This window comes from Hoyosella levis, assembly GCF_026008515.1.
Classification (GTDB): Bacteria; Actinomycetota; Actinomycetes; order Mycobacteriales; family Mycobacteriaceae; genus Lolliginicoccus; species Lolliginicoccus levis.
In genome coordinates this window covers 17,126-41,280 of the sequence record NZ_BQYM01000006.1, presented here as the reverse complement: position 1 = coordinate 41,280, position 24,155 = coordinate 17,126, and the positions used below count along the sequence as shown (strand labels likewise).

Here is a 24,155-nt window from a genome sequence, read left to right as displayed (position 1 = left end):
GCTGGCTCGTGGCTCGTGCGTCCATTATCCACCTGCGCGTGGCCGGGTCGGGAGCGGAGGGGCCTGCGACCCCGGGCGGGGTGGCCCTGGTGCGCGCAGCCTGGGGAAGCGGGCCTGCCATGTGTGACCTGGACAACTCAGTGAATGACGATTAACCTAAATTCGCTACCAGCCACCCCCGATCCCGGAGTCGTACATGGGCGTTGCCGCACCACAACACACCCCGCCGACTGGCACGCGCCTGTTCGGCACCGTGCTCGTGGCCAACCGTGGCGAGATCGCGGTGCGCGTCATCCGGACGCTGCGCGAGCTGGGAATCCGCTCCATCGCCGTCTACAGCGACCCCGACCGCGATGCCCTGCACGTGCAGACCGCGGACGAGGCCGTGCGCATCGGGCCCGCGGCCGCGCGCCAGAGCTATCTCGATATCCCCGCCATCATCGAGGCTGCCCGCCGCACCGGGGCCGAGGCGATCCATCCCGGCTACGGGTTCCTCTCCGAGAACACCGCTTTCGCGCAGGCCTGCGCCGACGCTGGGATCGTCTTCCTCGGTCCCTCGGCCGCGGCCATCACTGTCATGGGCGACAAGATCACCGCCAAGACCACGGTCGCGGCCAGCGGCGTGCCGACCGTTCCTGGCATCGCGCGGCCCGGGCTCACCGACGATGATCTGCTCGCCGCCGCCCCCGGCATCGGTTTCCCCGTTCTCGTCAAGCCCTCGGCGGGCGGCGGCGGCAAGGGAATGCGCCGCGTCGATGACCCCGCCGACCTCCCCGAGGCACTGCGCTCCGCCCGGCGCGAGGCCGCCTCCGCGTTCGGCGATGACACGCTCTTCATCGAGCGCTTCATCACCAGCCCCCGGCACATCGAGGTCCAGGTCATCGCCGACGCGCACGGCACCGTGCTGCACCTCGGCGAGCGCGAATGCTCCTTGCAGCGCCGGCACCAGAAGGTCATCGAGGAAGCACCGTCCCCGCTGCTCGACGCAGCGACCCGCGACCGGATCGGCCAGGCCGCCTGCGACACCGCCCGCAGCGTGGACTACCTCGGCGCGGGCACGGTCGAGTTCATCGTCTCCGCCGATCGGCCCGATGAGTTCTTCTTCATGGAGATGAACACCCGCCTGCAGGTCGAGCATCCCGTCACCGAGATGGTCACCGGCATCGATCTCGTCGAATGGCAGGTGCGAGTAGCCGCCGGCCAGCCGCTCGACCGCGCCCAGGGCGACATCACCCTCGCCGGGCACGCCATCGAGGCACGTGTCTACGCGGAGGATCCCGCTCGCGGCTTCCTCCCCACGGGCGGAACGGTCCTCGCGCTCGAGGAGCCCGCCAGCGCGCGCGTGGACTCCGGAATGCGCCCCGGCAGCGTCATCGGAAGCGACTACGACCCCATGCTGTCGAAGGTCATCGCGCACGGCCCCGACCGGGCGACCGCGTTGCAGCGCCTCGACGATGCCCTCGCCGCGACCACCGTGCACGGGCTGGTCACGAACATCGAGTTCCTGCGCTACCTCCTCGCGAACCCGGATGTGCAGGCCGGGAACCTCGACACCGCGCTCATTGATCGAGTGATGCCCGCGTACGAGCCGGTCCCCGTGCCCGACGAGGTATTCGCGGCCGCCGCGGCCCACCGCTGGCGCGCGCACTGGCCCGAACGGCCCCGCAGCGTGTGGGATGTGCCCAGCGGCTGGCGGATCGGCGACCAGGCCCCCTACCGCGTGCGCCTCTCCGGAAGCGATCGCACGGTGCTCGTCGAGCTCACCGGAACCCCCGGTGATGCCCGGGCCCGGATCGGGGAGAACGAGCACTCCGTTGGCATCAGCGCCCAGGGCGCGCTCGTCCTCGACGGGCGGAGGCAACCCGTCACCATCACCGAGGATCACCACCACATCTGGGTGACCCTGCCGCACGGCACCTGGTCGGTGCAGGTGGTCCGCGAGGCCAGCGTGCGCCACCATGACGCGCACCGCGGCGACGCCGAGATCCTCAGCCCCATGCCTGGCTCGGTGATCGCCATCCACGTCGCAAGCGGGGACGAGGTTGCCGCGGGCACTCCGATCGTCGTGGTCGAGGCGATGAAGATGGAGCACACCCTCGCTTCTCCCGTCGACGGGACGGTGGAGCTCCACGCGTCCCCCGGCGATCAGGTCACCGTCGACCAGCTGCTTGCCCGCATCACCGCGACGACCGAATCCGACGAGACTGGCGCCGACCAGACTGGCACCGACCAGGCGAAGGAGTCCTGAACAGCCATGACAAGCTTCCTCTCCACCTCGGCCTTGCCCGACGAGTACGAGCAGCTCCGCCGCACCGTCGAGGAGTTCGCCCGCGAGGTCGTGGCCCCGGTCGCCGCCGAGCACGACGAGAACAAGACCTTCCCCTATGAAGTGGTTCGCGGGATGGGGGAGATGGGCCTGTTCGGGCTCCCGTTCCCGGAGGCGCACGGCGGCATGGGCGGGGACTACTTCGCGCTGTGCCTCGCCCTCGAGGAGCTCGGCAAGGTCGATCAGGCCGTCGCGATGACGCTCGAGGCGGCAGTCTCCCTCGGCGCCATGCCGATCTATCGCTTCGGTACCGACGAGCAGAAGCAGGCCTGGCTGCCCCAGCTGACCAGCGGTTCCAGGCTCGGCGCGTTCGGCCTCACCGAGCCAGGCGCGGGCAGCGATGCAGGCGGCACCCGCACCACCGCGCGGCTCGACAACGGCGAGTGGGTGATCAACGGCAGCAAGCAGTTCATCACGAACTCCGGTACCGACATCACTGAGCTGGTCACGGTGACCGCCGTGACCGGGACCACGGCCAGCGGAAAGAAAGAGATCTCTACGATCATCGTTCCCGCGGGCACGCCGGGCTTCACGGTCCAGCCCGCCTACTCGAAGGTCGGCTGGCACGCCTCCGATACCCACCCGCTGTCCTTCGACGACGTCCGGGTGCCCGAGGCGAACCTGCTCGGGGAAGCTGGTCGTGGCTACGCCAACTTCCTGAGCATCCTCGACGAGGGCCGCATCGCCATCGCCGCGGTAGGTACTGGCGTGGCCCAGGGGTGCGTCGACGAGTGCGTCCGCTACGCGAAGGAGCGCACTGCCTTCGGCAAGCCCATTGGCGAGAACCAGGCCATCGCGTTCAAGATCGCACGCATGGAGGCCCGCGCCGCGACATCGCGCGCTGCCTACTTCGACGCCGCCGCGCTGATGCTGTCGGGCAAGCCGTTCAAGAAGGCCGCATCCATCGCCAAGCTCGTCTCCAGCGAGGCCGCCATGGACAATGCGCGCGACGCCACCCAGGTCTTTGGTGGCTACGGATACATGAACGAGTACCTCGTCGCCCGTCACTACCGTGATAGCAAGATCCTCGAGATCGGCGAGGGCACCACGGAGGTGCAGCTCATGCTCATCGCCCGCGAGCTAGGCCTCTAGCGCCTCTAGCGCGGTGGCTGCGCGGAGCGCCGGAACTCCGTGGGCGACATTCCGGCACGGGCGGCGAAGAACTTCGTGAAGTTGGAGACGTCGCTGAACCCGAGCGAGTCGGCGATGCTGCCCGTGGTGCGCTCGGTGTGCGCGAGCATTCGCTTGCACTCGAGGATCACCCGCTCGTCGATGAACTGCTTCGCGGTCAGCCCGGTCGCGGCCCGCACCGCCCGCGTGACGGTCTTCTCCGAGTAGCCGAGCTCGCGGGCATAATCGCTGACCGAGCGGGTGCGGGCAAAGCCCTCCTCGACGGCCTGGGCGAAGCTCTCCACCGTCGAGGATGCGGTGGGAGATGCGGCACCGGGGTCGAGTGGCGCTATGTCGAGCAGCGTGATCAGCAGGGTGTTCGCCAAGTGCCGCAGGATCGTTGCCTCCGGGGGGCCAGGCTGCTCGAAAACGGTCCCAAGATGCTCGATGAGGGCCGGCACGAGCTTGCTGCCGCTCTGGCTCGGGTCGAGGTGCCAGCAGCAGCGCCAGCGCATGGGGCTGCCGGTCAAGGAGGATCGCGCGACCGGGCCGAGCACGCCGTCCTCGAGCAGCACGATGGTGGCCTCGTAGCCATAGACGTTGCCCCATTGCTGCACCTGGCCGGGGCGTACCCACCACACGGTTCCGGGGCGCAGGGCGCCGGTGCGGAAATCGACGGCATGGGTGCCGTGCCCCTCGGTGACCAGGGCGATCATGTGGAAGCGCGGGCATTGCGGCGCGATGAACTCGCCCGGGCCCATCCGGTCGCGCAGGGCCCTCAACGTCATGACCTCGACCCCGTGCCTGGCGGAGGCCCTCGATGGCATGTACGGGATCGACCGAACGGGTGCATGTCCGGGAATCACCAATTCTTGTCCCTGCTTGACCGTGATCCACGCCTCATAGGGGCATAGATTAACCCATGACGTCGGCATCCATCCCCGTTGCGGACGATGCGCCGGTCGCGCCGCCAATGTCGTCGGCGCGACCCGGCGCGCTTGCCGCCCGCGCTCTGGCCCACCGACGATTCCCCCCTCCCGCGAGCCCGGGCGTACTACAGTGGCCGGGTTGCACCTTGGTGCAGTGGCCGGGTTGCACCCATTGGTGGCGGGAAGGAACGAGCACGCATGGTTGACCAGCAGGATGTGTCGAGGGCCTCGGCAGAGGCCGCGGTTCCCGGGTTCGGCAGCGTGGACGAGGCCCGCGCCTCGGCCGCTCGCGCCTATGAGCTCGACCGCAAGCATGTCTTCCACTCGTGGGTGGCGCAGGGATCGTTCACGCCGATGGTCGTCACCGCCGCGCGCGGCTCCCACGTGTGGGACGGCAACGGCGATCGCCTGCTCGACTTCTCCAGCCAGCTCGTCAACACCAACATCGGGCACCAGCACCCGGCTGTCGTCGCCGGGATCGTCGAGCAGGCGCAGCGGCTCGCCACCATCGCCCCGCACCACGTCAACGACCAGCGCAGCGAAGCGGCCCGGCTGATCGCCGAGCGCGCCCCCGGCGGCCTCGACAAGGTGTTCTTCACCAACAGCGGGGCCGAGGCGGTCGAGCATGCGATCCGCATGGCGCGCGTGCACACCGGTCGCAACAAGATCCTCTCCCAGTACCGCTCCTACCACGGCGCCACGGCGCTAGCGATCAACGTGACCGGTGATCCACGGCGCTGGGCGAACGACCGCGCGACCGAGGGCACCGCCCACTTCTTCGGCCCGTTCCTGTACCGCTCCGCGTTCCACGCCACCACCGAGGCGGAGGAGGAGCAGCGGGCGCTGCAGCACCTCCAGCAGGTCATCGAGCTCGAGGGGCCCGGTACCATCGCGGCGATCATCCTCGAGACCATCCCCGGCGGTCCTGGCATCATTCCCCCGCCGCCCGGCTACCTGCGGGGCGTGCGCGAGCTGTGCGACCTGCACGGCATCGTCATGATCGCCGACGAGGTGATGTGTGGCTTCGGGCGCACCGGGCAATGGTTCGCCATCGATGAGGCCGGTGTCGCGCCCGACCTGCTGACCTTCGCCAAGGGCGTGAACTCGGGCTACGTGCCGCTGGGCGGGGTCGCGATCTCCGCGCGGGTAGCTGAGACCTTCGATGAGCGTCCCTACCCGGGTGGGCTGACCTATTCGGGGCATCCGCTCGCGTGCGCGGCCGCGGTCGCCACGATCACGGCGATGACCGACGAGGGCATCGTGGAGAACGCGCGACGCATCGGCGAGACCGTGCTCGGGCCAGGGCTTGCCGGGATCGCCGAGCGGCATCCCTGCGTGGGCGAGGTCCGGGGCCGGGGCGTCTTCTGGGCGATCGAGCTCGTGACGGACGCCACCACCCGCGAGCCGCTCGCCCCCTACGCGGGAACCAGTGCTGCCATGGGCCAGATGATGGTCGAGAGCAAGCGGCAGGGCCTGCTGCCCCTGATGGTCTCCAACCGGATCCACTGCGCGCCGCCGTGCACCATCACGGCCGACGAGGCGCGCGAGGGATTGCGCATCCTCGACGAGGTGCTCAAGATCGGTGATTCCTACACGGTCTGATCGACACTCTCCGCGGTGAGGTCCTCGAGGATCCCCGACACGATGCGTTGCTGGGTATCCGCTGGGACGTTGCTGGTGTGGCACCTGCGCGCGGCAACGGCGAGGCGGTGCGCGGTCTCGTTGAGCGGGTGGCCGTTGTGCGCGCGGACCCATTCGAACGTCACGGACCGGCTGCGGGACTTTCCACGGATGCTGTCCACCAGCGACGCGATCGCATGGTCCCGCACCTTGCCGGTGCCCTGCAGATAGTTCAGCGCATGCCGGCTGTCGACAAGGATCCGCAAGGCGCGTCCATCGCAGAAAGTCGATAGCGCCAGATCGATCGCGGCGAGCTCCGCGACATCGATCCGGCCGAGGTGGGCCCGGAATGCCGATTCGGCGATCCCTTCCTCGCTCACGCAGGCAATGCCGGCCCCGCGATGGCGGCTGCGCAGGGACGCGTCCGTGGCGATCACGAGGCGCCCATGCTCCTTGCGGGGTATGCCGGCGAGGCGCGATTGCTGGCGGTGCACCCGCATGTCGATCTGGGTGCCGGCGATCCCATTGAGGCGGGCGAGCCGTTCATCCTCGAGGCTCTCGCGCATCGTGCATTGCGGGAACGCGGGCGCGGCGGACCGCAGCAGGTCGCGCAGGTGCGGCTGGTGCAGGTACACGATGATGTCGCGATCATGCCCCTCGACGATCTTGTAGAGGTACTCGAACGCATCCACACCGACGAGGCCCAGCGTTGCCTCGCGCCGCCGCGCGCCCGTGCCCTCGTGCGGGCGGGAGAAGAAATGGAACGCCGAGTAATCGCCATCGCACACCACCGCGATGGCGCAGGCGGTGGTTCGGGGCTGCCCGTCGATGAGCTCCTCGGCGGTGAAGGTTCGTACCACGCCATACCAGTGGTGGCCCCTCGGGGCAGCGGAGGGCCAGCCGGTGCTCCGCATCCCGAGTCCTGCGAGCAGCATGGATCTCGCAATGCGTGCCTGGCTGGGGAGCTGGTAGCGAGCGGCCGAGATAGTGGACCGAACGCGACCAAGCAGGCGTGGCGACACGGGCAATCCTCCCTCGTGGTGCTGCCGGACGCGCGAGTTCGGCTTTACGTGGAAAGCACCTCCAGGCTACGGCAATTTGGACAGCCGTAACCGGGGATTTGCCTGAGGATTGACTGATACGTGGTGCGGGCTAGGTCGCGGAGCGAGCGCCTACCCGTGCTTGCCCCCACCCTGGCCCAGCGCGCGGGACCGGGCATCCTCGACGATCTTCTCCGCCACGTCGCGCAGCTTTTCCTGCGTGCGCTGGGACAGCGACACGAGCACCGCGAATGCCCGCTCATCGGTCACCACGAGCGAGTGCATGATGATCCCCTTCGCCATGCCGATCACGTCCCGCGAATCGAGCGCATCGAGCAACTGCACCCGCTCCCGCGAATGCGCCACCGCGATGGACGCGTGCGCCGCGAATGGCTGACCTATGTAGACGGCATCCTCATCGAAGGCATTGCCCTGGGTGGAGTACAGGTTGAGCGCGCCGAGCACCCGCCCGTCGAGGTGCAGGCGGAACGCGAGCATCGAATGCACCCCGGCATTGCTCGCGGCCTCCGCGAACCGGGGCCAGCGTGTCTCCCCGGCGAGGTGCCCGGTGCGGTAGACCCCGCCATCGAGCACCGCATCGACGCACGGGCCCTCCTGGAAGGTGTACTGGAACGAGTCGATGACCTCGACGAGCTCGGAGGTGGGCGCGGCCGTGATCACGCGATCCTGCTCGAGCAGGGAGAGCCCAGCATGATCGGTGCCCGGAATGGACTTCTGCGCCTCGCGGACGATCGCGTCGAGCGTGGCGTCATGGCCGGGTTCGCTCTCCATCGCCCGGGCGGCATCAGCTAGCAGCTCGGTCATGGCTGGCAATCCGTTCATGGCCGGTTCGCCGGATGCCGGCAGCGGTCGCGCTCGGCCGCGTCGAGCAGCGCACCGATGCGGCCGGCCTCGACGAATCGCGCGATGTATTGCTGGGAGTCGCGGAGCGTGCTCATGACGGTCACCTTCCGATCAGCGCCGGTAACGGACAGGATGTGGCGGAGCGGGCGATCAGCGACGACCACGCAGCAGCCACCCCGGTCACGCAGGTCCATGGCTAGCGCGATCACCGCCGCGATGCCCGCGGAGCCGAGGAACGTGGCCTTGGTCAGATCAATGATGCAATGCGGGGGGCAGATCCATGGAGCATGCCGGGACGCCCACGACCTTGGATCACCGATCCGCTGCGTGTCAACGTCACCGACTAAGGTGATCATGGTGGGTGCGCGACCTGCCGCGGTGACGTGCTTTCCCTGCATCGAGCTTCTCATGGGGCCTCCCATCGAAGTGCTGACGACTGGGAGCGAGCACTCGACTAGCGAGGACACGAGACGTGCCAGTGCGCGTCCCAACAAGGCTGTGTGCTCAACCAGAAACTAATATTACCTGGATCACAGCCTGTAGCGGAACCACTGAGCGATTTGTCTTTTTTGCACTGATCATGGGTAGGGGGAATAGATTGCTCGCCCCCTGGGTACTCTGCCAGAGCAAGGCAGCATCGACGCTGCCATGAGCGGGGAGCAGGTGTGAGCATCACGAGAAGAACAAGCCTGACCGACACGATCGCGTTGAGCGTGCCCGCGCGGCCGGATTACCTGGCCCTGGGCAGGCTCGTGGCCGCGAGCGTCGCCGCGCGGGCCGATCTTGACCTGACCAGCGTGGAGGAAGTGCGGCTCGCCGTCGACGAGGCATGCACCCAGCTGATCGCGGTTGCGCTCCCTGGCAGCGAGATCCTCTGCGAGTTCCAGATCGAGCCTGGCGAGGTCCATGTCACCGCCAGCGTCGACCACGATGGCACCCGTCACCCCGACCAGGATTCCATCGGCTGGCATGTCCTGGCCAGCGTCAGCACCGGCCTCGCCTACCGGCTCGAGGGGGCGCGCGCCATGCTCGGTTTCCGGGCCTGCCGCGACAGTGCCTGAACATGGAAGCTCTTGAGATCGAGCACGTCAACGAGCTCTTCAAGAAGCGCGCCGCCCTGCCAGCTGGCGATCCAGCCGCCGAGCAACTGCGCGAGGAGATCGTCACACGATGCCTTGGCCTGGCCCGCAACATCGCGAGCCGGTTCCGGTATCGCGGCGAGGATCCCGATGACGTGATGCAGGTGGCAAGCCTTGCGCTCGTAGTGGCGGTGGATCGGTTCGATAGCTCCCGCGGCAACAGCTTCATCGGGTTCGCCGTGCCCACCATCGTGGGGGAGATCCGGCATCATCTGCGGGACAAGCGTGACCTGGTGCGGGTCCCGCGCCAGATCCACGAGATGCGCGCGCGCATCTCGCAGGAACTGCCTGCGCTGGCACAGTCCCTGGGCCGCACCCCGAGCGCGCAAGACCTCGCCATTGCTGTCGGCGCCAGCATCGACGACATCACCGAGGCCATGCACGCGGGCACCATCTACCACGATGCCGGCCTCGGGGACCTCGTGAACGACAACGATGTGGATCACCTTGCTGCCGATCAGCGGCTGGAGCTCGCCGAGTTCGTAGCGATCCTGCCCGACCGGGAGAAAACGATCGTCCGCATGAGGTTCCTCGAGGATCGCACCCAGTCCGAGATCGCCGCCCACCTGGGAATATCGCAGGTACACGTCTCCCGCTTGCTCGCTCGAGCGCTGGCATTCCTCCGACAACGAGCGAAACCGCGAGTGTGATGTTTGCCACCGGGGGCGCCGGGGTACTCCCCCTTTAGCTGGCCACAAAGCGGCAAGCAGTCAGGAGGACAGGAACATGATCGTACTCGGTATCATCCTGCTCGTCGTGGGATGGCTGACCGGCATCCAGATCGTGTGGACGCTGGGCATCGTGGCGCTGGTCATCGGTGTCATTCTCGCCATCCTCGGCATGATCGGGCGGCCTGTAGGCGGCCGTAAGACGTGGTATTAGCAGAGGGGAGCGAGAACCATGCGAGGACTTGGCGGAATCATCACTCTGCTCGTCGTCATCTGGCTCATCGTGGGTGCCATCGCTGCAGGGCAGCGGGGCTACTTCAGTAGCACCAATCCGGATTGCGCAGGCATTAGCACGCTTGCCATCACTGTGGTCGCAGGTCCGCTCAACTATGCGGGCGTGAACCCAGAGGTTGGTCAATGCGACATCCCGGAGCCAAGCAACTAGACCACAACTGAACCTGCCCGCCCCGGTTGATCGACGCCTCCCAGCCGAGTCCAAACCGGGGCCGGCTACGAGACGTGGGCCCGGAAGCAGCTAGCTTCCGGGCCCACGTCGCATGTGGTCTGCAGCTATCAGACGCCGGGGATGTTGAGGATGCCGGGCAGCAGGTCCTGGAAGAAGGAAGCCGCACCGAGCAGGCCGTCGAAGATCGCGGCGTAGATCTCGGACGGAGCAACACCAAGCTGCTCCTCGCCCAGGGTCGAGAAATCAATGATGGATGGGAACATGGTGGTGCCTCCAAGCACGAGTGGTCGTATCCGGCAGGAATGCTACGGGACGCTTTGCCCACCTTCCTGCCAGTGATGGGTATCTCACAATGACCAATCCGCGCTGCTGCCGCCCGGTGAATCAGCCAACGATCATCAGATCGTGATGTGCGCGCGAGCTACGCGGCAGAGATCCGCTCGACGAGCTTGGCGCAGAACGCATCCAGGTCGCCAGGACTGCGAGACGTGGTCAGGCTGCCATCCGCCACGACCTCCTCGTCGATCCAGACCGCACCCGCGTTCATCAGGTCCAGCGCCACCGACTTGTAGGAGGTCATCGTCCGGCCCTTCGCCACGCCCGCGTCGATAAGGATCCACGGGGCATGGCAGATCGCCGCGACGGGCTTCTCCGCCTCGAAGAACTCCCGCACGAACGCGGCCGCCCCCTTGGCCAGGCGCATCGTGTCCGCGTTCACCGTTCCGCCCGGCAGGACGAGGGCGTCGAACTGCTCGGCGCTCGCCTCCGCGAGAACCACGTCGACATCGAAGGAGTCGGCGTGGTCCCAGTCATTCTCCATGGCCGTGATGCTCCCCGCTTCGGGCGAGACGAGCACGGGCGTGCCGCCAGCGTCCACCACCGCTTGCCAGGGCCGCGTCAGTTCCACCTGCTCGACGCCATTGGTGCACAAGAACGCCACCCTCGTGCCGGAGATATCGAATGTGCCCATGTCAGAACTCCTTTCATCCGCGGTTGTGTTGATCTCGACCGTACGCCGGGTGCTGGCACCGGGCGTTCTCGCCGCAGCTGGCTCACTGGGATGCGATGCCCAGTGGAGACTTTTCCCGCTCCAGCGAGGAGAAGTTTCCACTGGCGGTGCAGGGCCGGGCCGCATCGCGCGGGAAAACCCTTGCGGTTGACGCAACGTCAACGCTTACTGTCGAGATGTGCCCAGGAAGTACCCAGCAAGAGGCTGGGGAAACCAGACTGGAATGACACGCGAGGAGGTGCACATGGACTGGCCCATCCAGGAGGTCGCGCGGCTCAGCGGGATCACCACCCGCACGCTGCGCCACTACGACCAGATCGGCCTGCTCGCGCCGAGCCGCACCGCATCGAGCGGATTGCGCCACTACGACGCGACCGCGCTGATGAGGCTCCAGCGGATCCTCATGCTCCGCCAGCTCGGGCTCGGCCTGTCCGCGATAGCCGACGTGCTCAACGGCCAGGACGAGGACATCACCGCGCTCCGCGGCCACCTCGGATGGCTCGAGGCCGAGCAGGAACGCATCGCCCGGCAGATCCACGCGGTCAAGCACACCATCACCACCCACGAGGAAGGAACGACCCCCATGGCACACGACATGCTCGACGGATTCGACCACACCCAGTACAAGAAGGAGGTGGAGCAACGCTGGGGCGCGAAGGCCTATGCCGACGGCGACCGCTGGTGGCGCGGCCTCAGCACCGCGGACAAGGCCGGCTTCATGGCAGAGACCCGAGCCCTCGCCCAGGCATGGAAGGAATCATTCGCGGACGGCGACGATCCCGACAGTGATGCGGCGCAGCGGCTCGCGGCCCGCCACGTCGAATGGCTCACCGCCGCCTACCAGGGAAAGGCGCCCGGCAAGGAGCACCTCATCGGACTCGCCCGCATGTATGTCGACGACCCACGGTTCGCCGCCAACTACGAGGCGGCGCCCGGTGATGGTGGGGCCATCCACGCCCGCGATGCCCTCATCCACTGGGCGGAGAACAACCTTGCGGAGAACAACTGTGCCGAGTAGTGCTCCCGGAAGACAGATCCGCGACCCGCGGGCGGAGCTGGTGATTCTTCTCGCGGGCGGGGTCGGTCTCGTGGCTGCGCTGCTGCTGGATTCGGGCCCGCTGCTGGTGCCCTCAACCTGGTAGCGGTGTCACGCAATAGCTAGGGGCCCGCCAGCCAGGCAGGCGGGGGAGCCAGGCGGGGGAGCCTGGCCGGGTTCAGGCCTGCGGGAGGCAGAACTCGCGGACCAAGCGATTGAAGACGTCGGGTGCTTCCAGGTTGCTCATGTGTCCGCAGTCGTGGATCACCGCGAGCTGCGCTCCGGGTATCGCCCGCTCGAACTGGTGGCCCACGATCTCCAGCGGCGACCGGGCATCCTGGGCGCCCCACACGAGGAGAGTCGGGACAGCGATGCGGGGGAGGACGTCGCGTTGATCGGTTTCCGCCATGAGATCCAGCGCGTGGGCCATGGATCTGCGGCGCACGCTCGCGGTGATCTCAGCGAGCAGCGACTCGTATTGCCTCGGGGTTCCGCTGCTGAATAGTCCCGGCAGTGTCGGGTCGAACTTTTCACCGTGGAGGGCGGCGTGGAATCCGTTGACCCTGGCGTTGACCTCATCCGCGGGCAGCGAACCTTTCCAGCCCGCGTAGGTATCCGCCAGGACCATGCGGGAGACGAGTTCCGGATGGTGCCGGTAGAGCTCGATCACCAGCGTTCCGCCCCAGGACAAGCCCACGATGTTGGCCGGGCCGACACCGAGATGCGTGATGAGATCGGCGAGGCAGTGCGCATAGTCGGCGACCGTGAAATGCTCCGGCACGTCATCCGAGCCGCCAGCCCCCGGTTCATCCCAGGCGATCACGGTGAAGTCGGCAGCGAGTGCCTGTAGCTGGGGCGTCCAGCTGCGGTGGTCGCCTGCCGCGCCATGGACAAGGACTAGTGGCGGTCCGCTGCCCGCCCTGGAGCAGGTGATCGTGATTCCGTGCGCGCGCACTTGCTCCATGTACTCAAGCTACGCCCTGCGGAAGGGGGCGAAAAGGTGCACCAATCAGCCCTCAGAGCTCACCGATGTAGTGGGCCTCCCGCGCCCGGATGCGCTCGACGTAGGGCCGGGTCTGCGTGGTGTACTCGCCGCCCTCGGGGAGGCCCTCGAAGCGCTGCACCGCACCGAACCCGGCGTTGTACGCGGCGAGCGCGAGATCAAGGGGGTCGCCCTCGAGCTGCCCGGCGGCGACGCCCTCGCTGGCGCGGCGATGGTTGTCGCACATGAACGCGGCCTGCGCGGTGATGGCGTCCGGAATGCTGTAGGGGTCGGCCATGCCGTCCTCGTCGGCGTCGATTCCCCAGATCTCCCAGGTGGAGGGGATGAACTGGGAGGGCCCCATGGCGCCGGCGGGGGAGAGGGCGTCGCTGCGGAAGCTGGACTCGGCCTCGATCTGCGCGGCGAGCAGTTGCGGGGTGATGGCCTCGCACTGCTCGGCGGCACGCAGGATCCACTCGCGGTACTCGTCGTTGAAGCCGTTGGTGACGGTGCGCGGGGTGTAGTTGGGGAACCCGCGGTCGCTGTCGAAGTAGGCGGCGCATCCGGCCACGCCGAGCGCCCCCACGAACAGTGCCACGGGCCAGCTTTGTCTCATCGTCATCGAGTGTGTCCGCAGCGGGGGCCCGCCGCCATAGGAAAGTACTGAGAATGCTGCTCGATCAGGACACGATCTGGCATTGCTCGTGCTGCCGATCACGACCAGAATGGGGAGTGGTATAGATCACAGATCGAGCGCGGGGAGAGACGCATGCACGCTGTCATTGGCGACCACCTCCACATCAAGAGCGCCACCGTCGGCCGCCCCGAGCAGGACTGCGAGGTCCTCGAGGTGCGCGGGCCGAGCGGCGAGCCACCGTACCGGGTGCGGTTCGACGACGGGCACGAGTCGTTGCTGTTCCCGGGGACGGATTGCCTCGTCGAGCACCGCGACTAGGGGAGCCCCCGGCGCGATCTAATCGTCCAGGAACCAGCCCTCGCGCATGCCGGGCGCGCGGCCCGGCTCGATGTAGAACTCCATGCCGAAGACCGCGGCAAAGATCTCGGTCGGCATCGCCATGAAGCCACCGATATCGGTGGCCTGGCTGGCGTGTGCTTGCATCGCGGCCCGGCGCTGGCCGAGGAACTCCGAGACGTCTATCTGCCAATGGATGTCGGCCTCGGGGGAGCCCAGGGGGTTGCCGTCGTCGGCGGGGGCATCGGGATCGAAATCGGGAGTCTCCCCGGCCGCGACGAGCGCATCGCGCCACATGCGCAAGCGGTCGCGGTTGAACGTGGATTCGAGCAAGCGCGGTGCCCGCGCGGCTAGCTTCGCGGCGCGATGGACCACCTCATGGACCTTGATGTGGTCGGGGTGGCCGTATCCGCCATGCCAGTCGTAGCCGGTGACGATGCTGGCGTGCTCCTCGTCGAGGATCTTGGCGAGCCGGGTGGCAGCTTCCTCGAGGTCGGCCTGGTGGAAGCAGCTGGGGTCGTTGTTCTGCTCCCAGCCGTTCATGCCGGAGTCGGAGTAGCCGAGCCATGCGATGCGGCTCGTACCAGTCGCGAGCGCGGATGCCTCGGCCTCGGCGCGGCGGCGGTCCACTAGTGACTCGCCCGGCGCGAGATCCTCGGGGACCTCCCCGTGGTCGCCATTGGTGCAGTAGACGACCACTACGCGGTGACCGTCCCGCGATGCCCGCGCCATGGAGCCGGAGGTCTGCGAGCTCTCATCATCAGGGTGAGCATGGACGAAAACGACAGTGGTCACCCCCGCTATCCTGCCGGACTGCTGCCTGCCTGTCCCGTCATGAGCCTCGGCATGCCGGTTGCGGCCATCGGGCCGTGCGCGCGGCCAAGCAGCTAGATCAACCAGATGAAGTACCCCGTCACCGCGAGGAACAGCAGGTAGGTGATGGGGTGCACGTCCCGCCAGCGGCCCTTGAGCACCATGACGATCGGGTAGAGGAACAGGCCGAACGCGATGCCGTTGGCGATGGAGTAGGTGAGCGGCATCGCGACGACCGTCATGAACGCGGGGATCGCGTACTCGAGCTTGCCCCACTCGATGTCGCCGAGAGCCTGCGCCATCAGCACGCCCACGATGATCAGCGCGGGCGCGGTCACCTCCGGGGTGATCACCGCGAGCAAGGGCGAGAAGAAGATCGCGAGCAGGAAATAGCTGGCCGTCACCACCGAGGCAAGGCCAGTGCGGGCGCCGGCGCTGACCCCGGAGGACGACTCGATATAGGACGTGGTGGTCGACGTGCCGAGGACCGCGCCGCCCATGGTGGCCACCGAGTCCGCCATGAGTGCCTTGTTGGCGCGGGGCAGCTTGCCGTTGTGCAGGAACCCGGCCTGGTTTGCCACGGCGATCAGCGTGCCGGAGGTATCGAAGAAGTCCACGAACAGCATGGTCAGGATGACGATGATCATCTCGGTGGTCCACAGCTGGTCGAGCGAGCCGAGGGCCTGGCCGAAGGTCGGTCCAATGCTGGGCACGGAGCTGACGACCCCATCGGGCGCGGGGGTCAGGCCTGTCACGACACCCGCCGTCGCGGTGAGCAGCAGCCCGTAGAAGACCCCGCCCTTGTAGCCGCGGATGAGGAAGGCGGCGGTGACGAGGACGCCGAAGATCGCGAGCAGCGTCCCCGGGCGGGAGATGTCGCCGAGCCCCACGAGTGTTGCCTCGCTGGCCACGACGATGCCGGCGTTCTTGAGGCCGATGAACGCGATGAACAGGCCGATGCCCGCGCCCGTGGCGAACTTCAGGTGCAGCGGGATCGCATTGACCAGCACGCCGCGGATGCCGGTGACGGCGAGGATGAAGAACAGCACGCCCGAGACGAGGGTTCCCGCGAGCGCGGTCTGCCACGGAATGCCCATGACCAGCACGACGGTGAAGGCGAAGAAGGCGTTGAGCCCCATGCCGGGGGCAAGCGCGATCGGATAGCGCGCCCACAGTCCCATGACCAGCGAGCCGAGCGCGGAGGCGAGCGCCGTGGCGACGAACACGGCATTGACATCCATGCCGGTGGTGCCGAGGACCTGCGGGTTGACGAACAGGATGTACGCCATCGCGAGGAATGTCGTGGTGCCGCCCACGACCTCGGCGCGCACAGTGGTGCCCTCGGCGGACAGCCCGAAGTACTCATCGGTCGCCCGGTGGGCCCGCGCGGTCCGTGATCTGCCCACTGGCTCCTCCTAGGTACCGTCCCCGTTTGCTGCGTTCTCCATCGCAACAGGGATCACCGATGAGTGTGGGGCTCATTGGTGACGCCGGCATTGCAGGCCCGCAACATTCGCGACCGCGTGCCGGACGTCACACCACTACATGCTGGTAGCGGCCCTGTGGAGGATGTGGGCGATGCCCTCGGTGATGCGCCCGGCGAACGCGACGTTCAAGGACTCATCGGGCACGTGCGCGTTGCTGTCGGGGCCGAGGGCGCCGGTGATCACGAACTGGGCGCCGGGATGCGCCTCGTGCAGCAGCCCCATGAAGGGGATGGACCCGCCGACGCCGAGAGCGCGCCATTGACTGCCGAAGACAGAGTCGCTCACCTTATCGAGGGCCCCGGCCAGCCACGGCGCGGTGGTGGGCGCGTTCCAGCCGTTCGCGGCCTCGCTGTCGCTGACGCTCACCCGCGCCCCGCGCGGCGGGTCGGCCGTCAGCGAGCGGGTGATCGCGTCCACGGCGGTATCGGCGTCGACGGTCGGAGGGAGCCGGAAGCTCAACCGCAGCGTCGTGGACGGCCGCAGCACGTTCCCCGCATCGGCGGGCATCGGCAGCCCATCCGCGCCGATGACTTCCAGCGATGGGCGCCAAGTGTTGAGCAGGTGCAGCTCCACTTCGTCCTCGCTGTCGAGGACCACGCCCTCCTGCAGCGGCAGCATCGCCTGCCACGCGCCCGGCAGGGTCGCGGCGGCGGCCTCGGTCTCGGCGATGCGGTCGGCGGGGATGTTTCCGTGCAGCTCCGGCAGCAGGATCTCGCCGGTCGCGGGGTCCTCGATACGGTCGAGCAGCGCCCGCGCGATGCGGAACGACGATGCCACCGGGCCTCCGGCCATGCCCGAATGCACGCCCGAGCGCAAGGTGGAGACTGACAGCGTCACCGAGGCGAGCCCCCGCAGCGACGTTGTCAGCCACATGCGCTCGTAGTCGCCGGCACCGGAATCCAGGCACACCACCAGGGAGACGGTGCCCAGGATGCCGGCGAGATGGTCGAGGTACGCGGGAAGATCAGGGCTGCCGGATTCCTCGCTCGTCTCGAGCAGCAGCACGCACCGCGGATGCTCGCCGCCAGCGGCCTGCACCGCCTCGATCGCGGTGATCGCGGCGAAGCCGGCATAGCCATCGTCGACGGAGCCGCGGCCGAACAACCGGCCCTCGCGCATCACCGGCTCCCACGGACCCAGGCCCTCCGACCAGCCGTCGAGGCCCGGCTGCTTGTCCAGGTGCCCATACAGCAAAGTCGTTCCTAGCGCGGTCGAGCCGGGCGTGGCGGGAACATCCACCACCAGCACCGGGGACCGGCCCGGCAGGCGCTCCACCACGATGCTCGCGCCGGGGATGTCACGAGAGGCGATCCAGGCGCGCGCATGCTCGATAGCCGCGTCGAGATGCCCCGTCTCGTCCCAGCGGGCATCGAAAGCGGGGGAGAGCGCGGGGATCCGCACGAAGTCCATCAGGCTCGGCAGCGCGTCCCGCCACCGCCACGACGTCTCGTCCCGAAGCACACCAGAATCCATGCCGCCAGCAACCATGCCCCCGATGCTAGCGCCGGGAGCACGAGGGAGCCGCCGACCGCCGGGATTGGGTGGTTCTCGCTAGAATCCGCGATGCACGCACAACGTGGGGGAGAAGAGGCGGGGATGGCGCGCAGCGCATGGCGGCAGCAGCTCGGGGACTTCGTGGAATCGCGCCGGGCACGGGGCGTGATCACGGTGCTGATCCTGCTCAACGCCGTGATCCTGGGCCTGGAGACCTCGGATTCGGTGCGGGCGGCAGTGGGGCCGGTGCTCACGGCGCTGAACCAGGCGATCCTCGCGGTGTTCGTGGTGGAGATCGCGACGAAGCTGCTCGCGTTCGGGCCGCGGTTCTTCCGATCCGGCTGGAACGTGTTCGACTTCATCATCGTGGCGATCGCGCTGGTGCCGACGTCCGGCCCGCTGGCGATCCTGCGCACGCTCCGCATCCTGCGCGTGCTGCGGCTGCTCTCCACCGTCAAGCGGCTGCGCATGATCATCGAATCACTTATCCAGGCGATGCCCGGCATCGGGTGGACAGCAGCACTGCTCGGCATGATGTTCTACATCTTCGGCGTCATGGGCACCGAACTGTTCGGCGATCGCTTTCCCGACTGGTTCGGCAACCTCGGCCGCAGCATCTACAGCCTCTTCCAGGTGATGACGCTGGAGAGCTGGTCGATGGGCATCGCCCGCCCCGTCATGGAGGAGTACCCCTACGCGTGGGTGTACTTCGTGCCGTTCATCCTTATCTCGAGCTTCATGGTGCTTAACCTGTTCATCGCGATCATCGTCAGCGCCACCCAGGAGGTGCACGACGAGGAGGTGCGCGCCGAGCGGGCCGAGGAGGACCGGCAAGCCCACGACGAGCGCACGGAGATGCTGGAGCTGCTGCGCTCGGTGAACGCGCGCCTCGCGGAGCTGGAGCAGCGGCTGGGGCAGTGAGCGCCGCGCATGGGTCCGGCCCGGCAGTATTCAGTGCCGGGCCGGTTAGTAGGGAGGGTGCGGACTAGCCGAAGCCGAAGAACGCACCAAGGTTGCCGCTGCCGCCGGTGGAGCCACCGGAGCCGCCTGCGCTGCCGCCGCCGCCGAGGGTGAAGTCGCCGAACGTCGCGGTGGCCGAGCCCTCGGCGCTGCCGTCGCCGCCCGAGGTAGTTCCGCCACCGCCCGCGCTGGCTCCGCCGTCGAGGGAGAAGCTGCAGCAGGTGAAGGAGAGCCCACCGCCGCCGCTTGCGTTTCCGCCGAAGCTGAATCCGCCGGCGAGGGCACTAGCTGGGGCGAGGAGCAGTGCGGTTGCTGATGCTGCTGCGACGAGGCTGGTGCGTGCGCGCGTGGAGAGTGATCGTGCCATGGGTGCTACCGCCTTTGCGTGTATCCGAAATGGGTCGTGCTTCATTTCATTGTGGCTTCCTATAGCGACACCTCCCCATGCCATCGGCGTTGTGGGTCAGGTCCAGGATAGCAATAATCGATATGTTTTTCCTGAGATGATTGAACCATTTATTAATGACAGAATCTTGCAAAACATGCATCTGGCCTGCGTGTTTGTTACATGATGTGCATATTATGGCAGCACTGGAAGCGGCGAATCGAGCCGCCCCCACCCGATCTACGGGTAAGAAATCACAACGCTTTGTCGTCAATTGTTTCCCGAATTCTCGCAGCAACATCCCGCGCGCTCTCGGGCGTGATATTCGCATGCCACGTGCCGTCCGGGTACGTCACGACCAGCGGCCCGAGGTTGCACGGCGTGAGGCATCCGCTCGCCGACATCAGCACCGGGGCATCGAGCAGCTCGCGCACCAGCGCCCGATGCACCTCGCCCGCGCCGTGCGCCGTGCAGCGCGGGCCCCGGCACACCACCACGTGCGCCTGGTGCGCGGGGATCTCCGACCACTCCGGGCTCCGGAACGCCCGCGGGCTCGCCCGCACATCCCGGCCCCCGTCGGCGATCAGCTCCACGACTGAGGCCGCCAGTCCTGCTGTGGCATCAAGGCCGTCAGTGATCCGCACCTCGAGCTCGCTGTTGCCGCGCGTCTCCCGCCAGTTCGCCACCACGCGCGCCAGCCAAGTCTCCAGGTACCGATCCCGCGGAACCGCCAGCGGTACCAGCACGACAGCCGAGTAGTAGCGGGTTGCGAGATCAAGCTCGTCATGCACCGACGGCTCGCCCTGGTCCAGCACCGCCCAGCGCGCCCCCACCGCCTCGGCAAGCGATCGCACCGATCGTTCATCGACGCCAGAGGGCGTGGGCCGTGCCACCAGGATCACCCTTGGCTCCTGCTCCGCGCTCATACGGACCTCCTCGGCCGGGGGATCACCATGGGTGTCCCGGACAACGGATCATCAACAACGATGCAGTCCACGCCGAAGACCTCCCGCACCAGCTCAGGGGTGACCACCTCGCGCGGCGGGCCGCTCGCCACTACCGCGCCCCCACTCATCACCACGAGCCGATCGGCGTAGCGCGACGCGAGGTCCAGGTCATGCAGCACGGCAATGATCGTGCGCCCACGCGAGCCCCGCAGTCCAGCGAGCAGGTCAAGCACCTCCAGCTGGTGCGCGAGGTCCAGGAACGTGGTGGGCTCATCGAGCAGCATCACGGGTGCATCCTGAGCGAGGGCGAGGGCGATCCACGCGCGCTGCCGCTGCCCGCCGGAGAGCTCATCAACCCGATGCTCCGCCATGTCGGACAGCCCCGCTGCGTCGAGCGCGCTCCGGACCGCGTTCTCATCCGCGGTGGACCATTGCCGGAACCAGCTCTGGTGGGGGTGTCGCCCACGGGCCACGAGCTCGGCCACGGTCACCCCCTCGGGGGCGAGCGGGTGCTGCGGCAGCATGCCGATCGCGCGGGCGAGCTCGCGGGCCGGCAGCTCGGCGAGCACGCGGCCATCGAGCAGGACTGATCCGGCGCGGGGCCGCAGCAGGCGCGCCATGCCACGCAGCAGCGTGGACTTGCCACACCCATTGGGGCCCACGATCACCGTGAACGTGCCGGGCTCGACAGCGAGGGTCACGTCATCCACGATGCGCTGATCGCCATAGCCGAGCGCGAGGCTGGTTGTCGCGAGAGCCATCAGAAGCTTCCTTTCCGGGCAGCACGAGCAAGCAGGACGAGCAGCACGGGCGCGCCGAGGCAGGCAGTGAGGATGCCCACGGGCAGTTCCACGGGAAACAGGTGCTTCGCCGCGAGATCAGCGCTGATCACCAGCACTGCCCCGATTGCTGCAGAGAGGAAGGGGCCACCCGTGCGGCCGCCGAGCAGTAGCCGCGAGATCTGCGGGGCCACCAGGGCAACGAACGCGATCGGTCCCGCAGCGGCCGTGGCGAGCGCGGCGAGCCCGCACGCGACCGCCACCAGCCCGATTCGCAGCGCCGCCGCTCGGCCCGCGAGGATCTGCGCGAGATCATCGCCAAGCTCGAGCACCGGCAAGTGCCGGGCCAGCACCGCCAGCAAGGGCACGCCAACGACCAATGCCATCGTGATCACGTGAACATGCGTCCAGCCACGATTCGAGAGGCTTCCCGTCAACCAGATCGCGGCCGAGTGGGCAGCGTAGTTGTCGGCACGAGTGAGGATCAGAGCGATCAGCGAGGAGCCGAGCGCGCCCACGCCGATGCCGACGAGGATGATCCGGTAGCCCGTGGCGCCGTGCCCGTATGCAATGCCGGTCACGAGCATGCCAGCGATGGCGGCACCCACGAGCGCGCCCACCATGGTGACCACTGCCGAGCCGCCGATCAGCAGCAGCGAGACCAGCGCCCCCAGCGAGGCGCCCGTGCTGATGCCCAGCACATCGGGGCTGGCCAGGGGGTTCGCGGCGATGCGCTGCAGTATCTGCCCCGATGCTCCGAGCGCGGCACCGACGAGCACCGCAACGATCGCCCGTGGAAGGCGGGTGCTGACCACGACGTCATGCTCGATGAGCGTTCCGCCGCCCACCATGATGCGTGTGATGTCGTCGCTGGTGAGGCGAAGCTCGCCCAGCCCCAGCGACCACCAGGCCAGCCCGGCCGCGAGCAGCAGCGCAATGATCCCGATGCTGGTGCTAGGCCGATCCACGATGATCGACGCGCTGCCATGGCGCAGCACCCTCGCGCGCGCTGGGAGGATATTCACAGCGCCGCCACCTTTCGCCGCCCGACCAGCGCGAGGAAGAACGGCGCACCTATCAGGCCCGTGACGATGCCGACCTGCAGTTCCTGCGGCGCCACGAGCAGGCGGCCACCAGCGTCGGCGGCGATGAGCACGAGCGGGGCGAGCAGCATGGACATGAGCGTGACCACCCGGTAGCCGGTACCCACCAGTGCACGTGCGAGGTGCGGCACCACGAGTCCGATGAACACGATGGGCCCAGCAAGGGCAGTAGCGGATCCGGCGAGCAGCACCACCGCGACCGCGCACGTGATCCGTGCCAGGGCCAGGCGGGTCCCGAGGCTGCGCGCGATGTCATCACCGAGCGCCACGGCATCGAGGGTGCGGCCCGCCGCGAGCGCCAGCACCGCGCCGACCAGGATGAACGGCAGTATCGCCACCGTGGCGTCGAGATCGGCGCGGGTCAGCGAGCCCACCACCCAGAACCGGAAATCCTGGAAAGCGCTGCGGTCGAGCAGGCTGATGGCGGACGTGATGGACGCGGCGAGCGCGGACACTGCCGCCCCGGTCAGCACCAATGCCAGCGGCGTGGCTCCGCCCCGTCCCCTCGCTCCGAGCAGGTAGACGAGCGTGGCAACGATCGCGCCCCCGGCCAGCGCGAACCAGATATAGCCAGTGACGCTGCTGATACCGAGCATCCCGATCGCGATGACAGCGCCGAGCGCAGCGCCAGCGTTGATGCCCAGCACGCCCGGCCCAGCCAGTGGATTGCGGGTGAGCCCCTGCATGATCGCCCCGGCCCCGCCCAGCGCCAGCCCCGCGAGGAGACCGGTGACGAGTCGAGGCAGCCGGATGTGCGCGACGATCCGGTCGACCGTGGTGCCCTGGTAGTCGAGCAGTGCCCCCGCCACTTGCCGCGGAGAGAGCGGATGCGTGCCGACGAGCAGCGATCCGCCAGCGACCAGCACGAGCAGGCCCGCCACGCTAGCGAGGACGATTGTTTGCCGCTGGGGCGCGACGGCGCGCGGTGCCGCTGGGCGCCGGCCCGTGATGGCGGCACCCTGGATCGCCATCAGTCCTCCATGAGGCCGGGATGCAGGATCGCCGCGACCTTCTCGGTGGCGCTCGCGGCTCGCACGCTGGCGGCCCGGTCCGCGAACAGGAAGGGGTGCACCTGGTCCTCGCGCACGGCTGTCAGGGTCGCGAGGGCTGGGTTGTCGCGGAGGCGTGCCACGTCGGGCAGCGCATCCTCGTCGGTGTAGGAGGCATCGCAGCAGGTGCTGGTGAGGATGACGTCGGGATCGCGGGCCAGCAGTTCCTCCTCGCCGATGGTGATGTTGCGCTTGCTGGTCAGGTCCGCGAACGCGTTGGTGCCACCGGCGGCCTCGATGATGCGGGTGACGAAGTCGGTGCCGCTCGCGATGCCGAGGGTGCCGTCGGCACGGGGCGAGACCACCGCGACGGAGGGCCGGGGGGCGCCCTCCACAGCTTCGGCGACAGCGGCGATGCGGGCCCGCATATCGGTGATGACGGTGCTGGCCTGCTCGGGGGTGCCCCAGAGCGCGCCGAGGTCGCGCAGGTCGGCGTAGATGCTGTCGAAGGTGACAGTGGCCGGGTCGATCGCCTCGTCGGCCAGGCCGTCAGCGCTGGGGCATAGCGGGCTGAGGATCCAGGTGCTGATGCCCAGCGTTGCGAGGCTCGCGCGCGTCCCAACGCTGCTGGAGGAGGATTCGGAGAACACTCCGTTGAACCCGGAGAGGATGAAGTCCGGCTGGGCGGCGAGCAGCTCGTCGCGGCTGGGGAGCGCCTCGGCGTAGGGCACGGAAGCCTGTGCCGCGGAATGCTCGGGCAGCACCTCGGAGTCGAGGTAGGCGGTGCCGACGAGCCGTTCGCTGGCGCCGAGCGCGTGCGCCACCTCGATGGCGGGCTGGTAGGCGGCGTAGATGCGTTGCGGTGGCTCGTTGACGGTGACGTCGATGCCGCAGTTCGTGCGAGCGGTCGTGGCTGCTCCGGTGGCTCCGGGGGAGGGGGCGCAGCTGGCAATGAGCAGGGGGAGCGCCAGGAGCGCGAGGAATTTCGCGCAGGCGTGATGACGGGTGGTCAAGGTGACCGCCTTCCAGGTCCTCG

Annotated in this window: 27 protein-coding genes; 10 read left to right on the top strand and 17 right to left on the bottom strand. The window is 68.1% G+C overall.

The window, feature by feature from the left end:
• The first annotated feature begins 196 nt into the window (after window positions 1–196).
• The gene (locus QC765_RS07855) at window positions 197–2,248 is read left to right on the top strand and encodes an acetyl/propionyl/methylcrotonyl-CoA carboxylase subunit alpha (RefSeq protein ID WP_278313893.1); all 2,052 of its coding nucleotides are present in this window, start codon (window positions 197–199) and stop codon (window positions 2,246–2,248) included.
• A 6-nt stretch (window positions 2,249–2,254) separates the two neighbouring features.
• Window positions 2,255–3,418, top strand: a complete 1,164-nt coding sequence (locus QC765_RS07850) for an acyl-CoA dehydrogenase family protein (protein WP_278313892.1) — start codon at window positions 2,255–2,257, stop codon at window positions 3,416–3,418.
• A 5-nt stretch (window positions 3,419–3,423) separates the two neighbouring features.
• Here QC765_RS07850 and QC765_RS07845 read toward each other — a convergent pair whose 3' ends face one another.
• Entirely contained in the window at window positions 3,424–4,224 is an 801-nt protein-coding gene (locus QC765_RS07845) for a helix-turn-helix domain-containing protein (RefSeq protein WP_278313891.1), read from the bottom strand.
• A 339-nt stretch (window positions 4,225–4,563) separates the two neighbouring features.
• Here QC765_RS07845 and QC765_RS07840 point away from each other — a divergent pair, with 339 nt between their 5' ends.
• On the top strand, window positions 4,564–5,967 hold the full coding sequence (locus QC765_RS07840; protein WP_278313890.1) for an aspartate aminotransferase family protein: 1,404 nt from the start codon (window positions 4,564–4,566) through the stop codon (window positions 5,965–5,967).
• Here the strand turns inward: QC765_RS07840 and QC765_RS07835 are convergent.
• The 3 genes from QC765_RS07835 to QC765_RS07825 form a co-directional block, all read right to left on the bottom strand.
• Window positions 5,955–7,007: a ribonuclease HI gene (locus tag QC765_RS07835; RefSeq protein ID WP_278313889.1), complete on the bottom strand. Its 1,053-nt coding sequence runs from the start codon at window positions 7,005–7,007 to the stop codon at window positions 5,955–5,957. The two genes, QC765_RS07840 and QC765_RS07835, sit on opposite strands and share 13 nt — an antisense overlap.
• Before the next feature lie 150 nt (window positions 7,008–7,157).
• On the bottom strand, window positions 7,158–7,850 hold the full coding sequence (locus QC765_RS07830; RefSeq protein ID WP_278313888.1) for a GAF and ANTAR domain-containing protein: 693 nt from the start codon (window positions 7,848–7,850) through the stop codon (window positions 7,158–7,160).
• A gap of 14 nt (window positions 7,851–7,864) precedes the next feature.
• On the bottom strand, window positions 7,865–8,299 hold the full coding sequence (locus QC765_RS07825; RefSeq protein ID WP_278313887.1) for an STAS domain-containing protein: 435 nt from the start codon (window positions 8,297–8,299) through the stop codon (window positions 7,865–7,867).
• Window positions 8,300–8,554: 255 nt separating this feature from the next.
• On the opposite strand from QC765_RS07825, the gene QC765_RS07820 reads away from it, so the two are divergent.
• From QC765_RS07820 to QC765_RS07805, 4 genes are all read left to right on the top strand, one after another.
• Entirely contained in the window at window positions 8,555–8,950 is a 396-nt protein-coding gene (locus QC765_RS07820) for an ATP-binding protein (RefSeq protein WP_278313886.1), read from the top strand.
• A gap of 2 nt (window positions 8,951–8,952) precedes the next feature.
• Window positions 8,953–9,678 carry a sigma-70 family RNA polymerase sigma factor gene (locus QC765_RS07815; protein WP_278313885.1) on the top strand — a complete coding sequence of 242 codons (726 nt, stop codon included), beginning with the start codon at window positions 8,953–8,955 and terminating at the stop codon, window positions 9,676–9,678.
• Between the two features lie 76 nt (window positions 9,679–9,754).
• Window positions 9,755–9,910, top strand: coding sequence for a hypothetical protein (locus tag QC765_RS07810; RefSeq protein ID WP_192039562.1), 156 nt, complete (start codon window positions 9,755–9,757; stop codon window positions 9,908–9,910).
• 18 nt (window positions 9,911–9,928) lie between these two features.
• Entirely contained in the window at window positions 9,929–10,141 is a 213-nt protein-coding gene (locus QC765_RS07805; RefSeq protein ID WP_278313884.1) for a hypothetical protein, read from the top strand.
• A 128-nt stretch (window positions 10,142–10,269) separates the two neighbouring features.
• On the opposite strand, the gene QC765_RS07800 is transcribed toward QC765_RS07805, so the two are convergent.
• Window positions 10,270–10,425 (bottom strand): hypothetical protein, encoded by a 156-nt coding sequence (locus tag QC765_RS07800; protein ID WP_278313883.1) that lies wholly within the window; start codon window positions 10,423–10,425, stop codon window positions 10,270–10,272.
• Between the two features lie 158 nt (window positions 10,426–10,583).
• Entirely contained in the window at window positions 10,584–11,132 is a 549-nt protein-coding gene (locus QC765_RS07795) for a type 1 glutamine amidotransferase domain-containing protein (protein ID WP_278313882.1), read from the bottom strand.
• 283 nt (window positions 11,133–11,415) lie between these two features.
• On the opposite strand from QC765_RS07795, the gene QC765_RS07790 reads away from it, so the two are divergent.
• Entirely contained in the window at window positions 11,416–12,189 is a 774-nt protein-coding gene (locus tag QC765_RS07790) for a MerR family transcriptional regulator (protein WP_278313881.1), read from the top strand.
• A gap of 196 nt (window positions 12,190–12,385) precedes the next feature.
• Here the strand turns inward: QC765_RS07790 and QC765_RS07785 are convergent, their stop codons facing one another.
• On the bottom strand, window positions 12,386–13,171 hold the full coding sequence (locus tag QC765_RS07785; protein WP_278313880.1) for an alpha/beta fold hydrolase: 786 nt from the start codon (window positions 13,169–13,171) through the stop codon (window positions 12,386–12,388).
• A 52-nt stretch (window positions 13,172–13,223) separates the two neighbouring features.
• Entirely contained in the window at window positions 13,224–13,805 is a 582-nt protein-coding gene (locus tag QC765_RS07780) for a lytic transglycosylase domain-containing protein (protein WP_278313879.1), read from the bottom strand.
• Between the two features lie 153 nt (window positions 13,806–13,958).
• Between QC765_RS07780 and QC765_RS07775 the strand changes: the two genes are divergently transcribed.
• Window positions 13,959–14,144 (top strand): DUF1918 domain-containing protein, encoded by a 186-nt coding sequence (locus tag QC765_RS07775; RefSeq protein ID WP_192039567.1) that lies wholly within the window; start codon window positions 13,959–13,961, stop codon window positions 14,142–14,144.
• An 18-nt stretch (window positions 14,145–14,162) separates the two neighbouring features.
• Here the strand turns inward: QC765_RS07775 and QC765_RS07770 are convergent, their stop codons facing one another.
• The 3 genes from QC765_RS07770 to QC765_RS07760 form a co-directional block, all read right to left on the bottom strand.
• Window positions 14,163–14,957 carry a PIG-L family deacetylase gene (locus QC765_RS07770; RefSeq protein ID WP_278313878.1) on the bottom strand — a complete coding sequence of 265 codons (795 nt, stop codon included), beginning with the start codon at window positions 14,955–14,957 and terminating at the stop codon, window positions 14,163–14,165.
• Between the two features lie 92 nt (window positions 14,958–15,049).
• The gene (locus tag QC765_RS07765; protein ID WP_278313877.1) at window positions 15,050–16,381 is read right to left on the bottom strand and encodes an NCS2 family permease; all 1,332 of its coding nucleotides are present in this window, start codon (window positions 16,379–16,381) and stop codon (window positions 15,050–15,052) included.
• A 135-nt stretch (window positions 16,382–16,516) separates the two neighbouring features.
• Entirely contained in the window at window positions 16,517–17,950 is a 1,434-nt protein-coding gene (locus tag QC765_RS07760) for a M20/M25/M40 family metallo-hydrolase (protein ID WP_278313876.1), read from the bottom strand.
• Between the two features lie 75 nt (window positions 17,951–18,025).
• Between QC765_RS07760 and QC765_RS07755 the strand changes: the two genes are divergently transcribed.
• The gene (locus QC765_RS07755; protein WP_278313875.1) at window positions 18,026–18,877 is read left to right on the top strand and encodes an ion transporter; all 852 of its coding nucleotides are present in this window, start codon (window positions 18,026–18,028) and stop codon (window positions 18,875–18,877) included.
• A gap of 64 nt (window positions 18,878–18,941) precedes the next feature.
• Here QC765_RS07755 and QC765_RS07750 read toward each other — a convergent pair whose 3' ends face one another.
• From QC765_RS07750 to QC765_RS07725, 6 genes are all read right to left on the bottom strand, one after another.
• Entirely contained in the window at window positions 18,942–19,283 is a 342-nt protein-coding gene (locus tag QC765_RS07750; RefSeq protein ID WP_278313874.1) for a hypothetical protein, read from the bottom strand.
• A 272-nt stretch (window positions 19,284–19,555) separates the two neighbouring features.
• Entirely contained in the window at window positions 19,556–20,227 is a 672-nt protein-coding gene (locus tag QC765_RS07745) for a (2Fe-2S) ferredoxin domain-containing protein (protein WP_278313873.1), read from the bottom strand.
• Window positions 20,224–21,009, bottom strand: coding sequence for an ABC transporter ATP-binding protein (locus QC765_RS07740; protein WP_278313872.1), 786 nt, complete (start codon window positions 21,007–21,009; stop codon window positions 20,224–20,226). The genes QC765_RS07745 and QC765_RS07740 overlap by 4 nt, the downstream gene beginning before the upstream one ends.
• The gene (locus QC765_RS07735; protein ID WP_278313871.1) at window positions 21,009–22,052 is read right to left on the bottom strand and encodes a FecCD family ABC transporter permease; all 1,044 of its coding nucleotides are present in this window, start codon (window positions 22,050–22,052) and stop codon (window positions 21,009–21,011) included. Before QC765_RS07735 ends, QC765_RS07740 begins: the two co-directional genes overlap by 1 nt.
• Window positions 22,049–23,101: a FecCD family ABC transporter permease gene (locus tag QC765_RS07730; protein ID WP_278313870.1), complete on the bottom strand. Its 1,053-nt coding sequence runs from the start codon at window positions 23,099–23,101 to the stop codon at window positions 22,049–22,051. Before QC765_RS07730 ends, QC765_RS07735 begins: the two co-directional genes overlap by 4 nt.
• Window positions 23,101–24,132 carry an ABC transporter substrate-binding protein gene (locus tag QC765_RS07725; RefSeq protein WP_278313869.1) on the bottom strand — a complete coding sequence of 344 codons (1,032 nt, stop codon included), beginning with the start codon at window positions 24,130–24,132 and terminating at the stop codon, window positions 23,101–23,103. The genes QC765_RS07730 and QC765_RS07725 overlap by 1 nt, the downstream gene beginning before the upstream one ends.
• Window positions 24,133–24,155: the final 23 nt, after the last annotated feature.

Excerpts from the sequence above, each read along its gene's own strand:
- QC765_RS07795 (WP_278313882.1), bottom strand. The coding sequence starts at position 11,132 with ATGGGCACATTCGATATCTCCGGCACGAGGGTGGCGTTCTTGTGCACC.
- QC765_RS07805 (WP_278313884.1), top strand. The coding sequence starts at position 9,929 with ATGCGAGGACTTGGCGGAATCATCACTCTGCTCGTCGTCATCTGGCTC.
- QC765_RS07830 (WP_278313888.1), bottom strand. The coding sequence starts at position 7,850 with ATGACCGAGCTGCTAGCTGATGCCGCCCGGGCGATGGAGAGCGAACCC.
- QC765_RS07785 (WP_278313880.1), bottom strand. The coding sequence starts at position 13,171 with ATGGAGCAAGTGCGCGCGCACGGAATCACGATCACCTGCTCCAGGGCG.
- QC765_RS07760 (WP_278313876.1), bottom strand. The coding sequence starts at position 17,950 with ATGGTTGCTGGCGGCATGGATTCTGGTGTGCTTCGGGACGAGACGTCG.
- QC765_RS07775 (WP_192039567.1), top strand. The coding sequence starts at position 13,959 with ATGCACGCTGTCATTGGCGACCACCTCCACATCAAGAGCGCCACCGTC.
- QC765_RS07755 (WP_278313875.1), top strand. The coding sequence starts at position 18,026 with ATGCACGCACAACGTGGGGGAGAAGAGGCGGGGATGGCGCGCAGCGCA.
- QC765_RS07845 (WP_278313891.1), bottom strand. The coding sequence starts at position 4,224 with ATGACGTTGAGGGCCCTGCGCGACCGGATGGGCCCGGGCGAGTTCATC.
- QC765_RS07730 (WP_278313870.1), bottom strand. The coding sequence starts at position 23,101 with ATGGCGATCCAGGGTGCCGCCATCACGGGCCGGCGCCCAGCGGCACCG.
- QC765_RS07790 (WP_278313881.1), top strand. The coding sequence starts at position 11,416 with ATGGACTGGCCCATCCAGGAGGTCGCGCGGCTCAGCGGGATCACCACC.
- QC765_RS07750 (WP_278313874.1), bottom strand. The coding sequence starts at position 19,283 with ATGGCACGATCACTCTCCACGCGCGCACGCACCAGCCTCGTCGCAGCA.
- QC765_RS07850 (WP_278313892.1), top strand. The coding sequence starts at position 2,255 with ATGACAAGCTTCCTCTCCACCTCGGCCTTGCCCGACGAGTACGAGCAG.
- QC765_RS07780 (WP_278313879.1), bottom strand. The coding sequence starts at position 13,805 with ATGAGACAAAGCTGGCCCGTGGCACTGTTCGTGGGGGCGCTCGGCGTG.
- QC765_RS07740 (WP_278313872.1), bottom strand. The coding sequence starts at position 21,009 with ATGGCTCTCGCGACAACCAGCCTCGCGCTCGGCTATGGCGATCAGCGC.
- QC765_RS07745 (WP_278313873.1), bottom strand. The coding sequence starts at position 20,227 with ATGAGCGCGGAGCAGGAGCCAAGGGTGATCCTGGTGGCACGGCCCACG.
- QC765_RS07840 (WP_278313890.1), top strand. The coding sequence starts at position 4,564 with ATGGTTGACCAGCAGGATGTGTCGAGGGCCTCGGCAGAGGCCGCGGTT.
- QC765_RS07810 (WP_192039562.1), top strand. The coding sequence starts at position 9,755 with ATGATCGTACTCGGTATCATCCTGCTCGTCGTGGGATGGCTGACCGGC.
- QC765_RS07855 (WP_278313893.1), top strand. The coding sequence starts at position 197 with ATGGGCGTTGCCGCACCACAACACACCCCGCCGACTGGCACGCGCCTG.
- QC765_RS07825 (WP_278313887.1), bottom strand. The coding sequence starts at position 8,299 with ATGAGAAGCTCGATGCAGGGAAAGCACGTCACCGCGGCAGGTCGCGCA.
- QC765_RS07800 (WP_278313883.1), bottom strand. The coding sequence starts at position 10,425 with ATGTTCCCATCCATCATTGATTTCTCGACCCTGGGCGAGGAGCAGCTT.
- QC765_RS07815 (WP_278313885.1), top strand. The coding sequence starts at position 8,953 with ATGGAAGCTCTTGAGATCGAGCACGTCAACGAGCTCTTCAAGAAGCGC.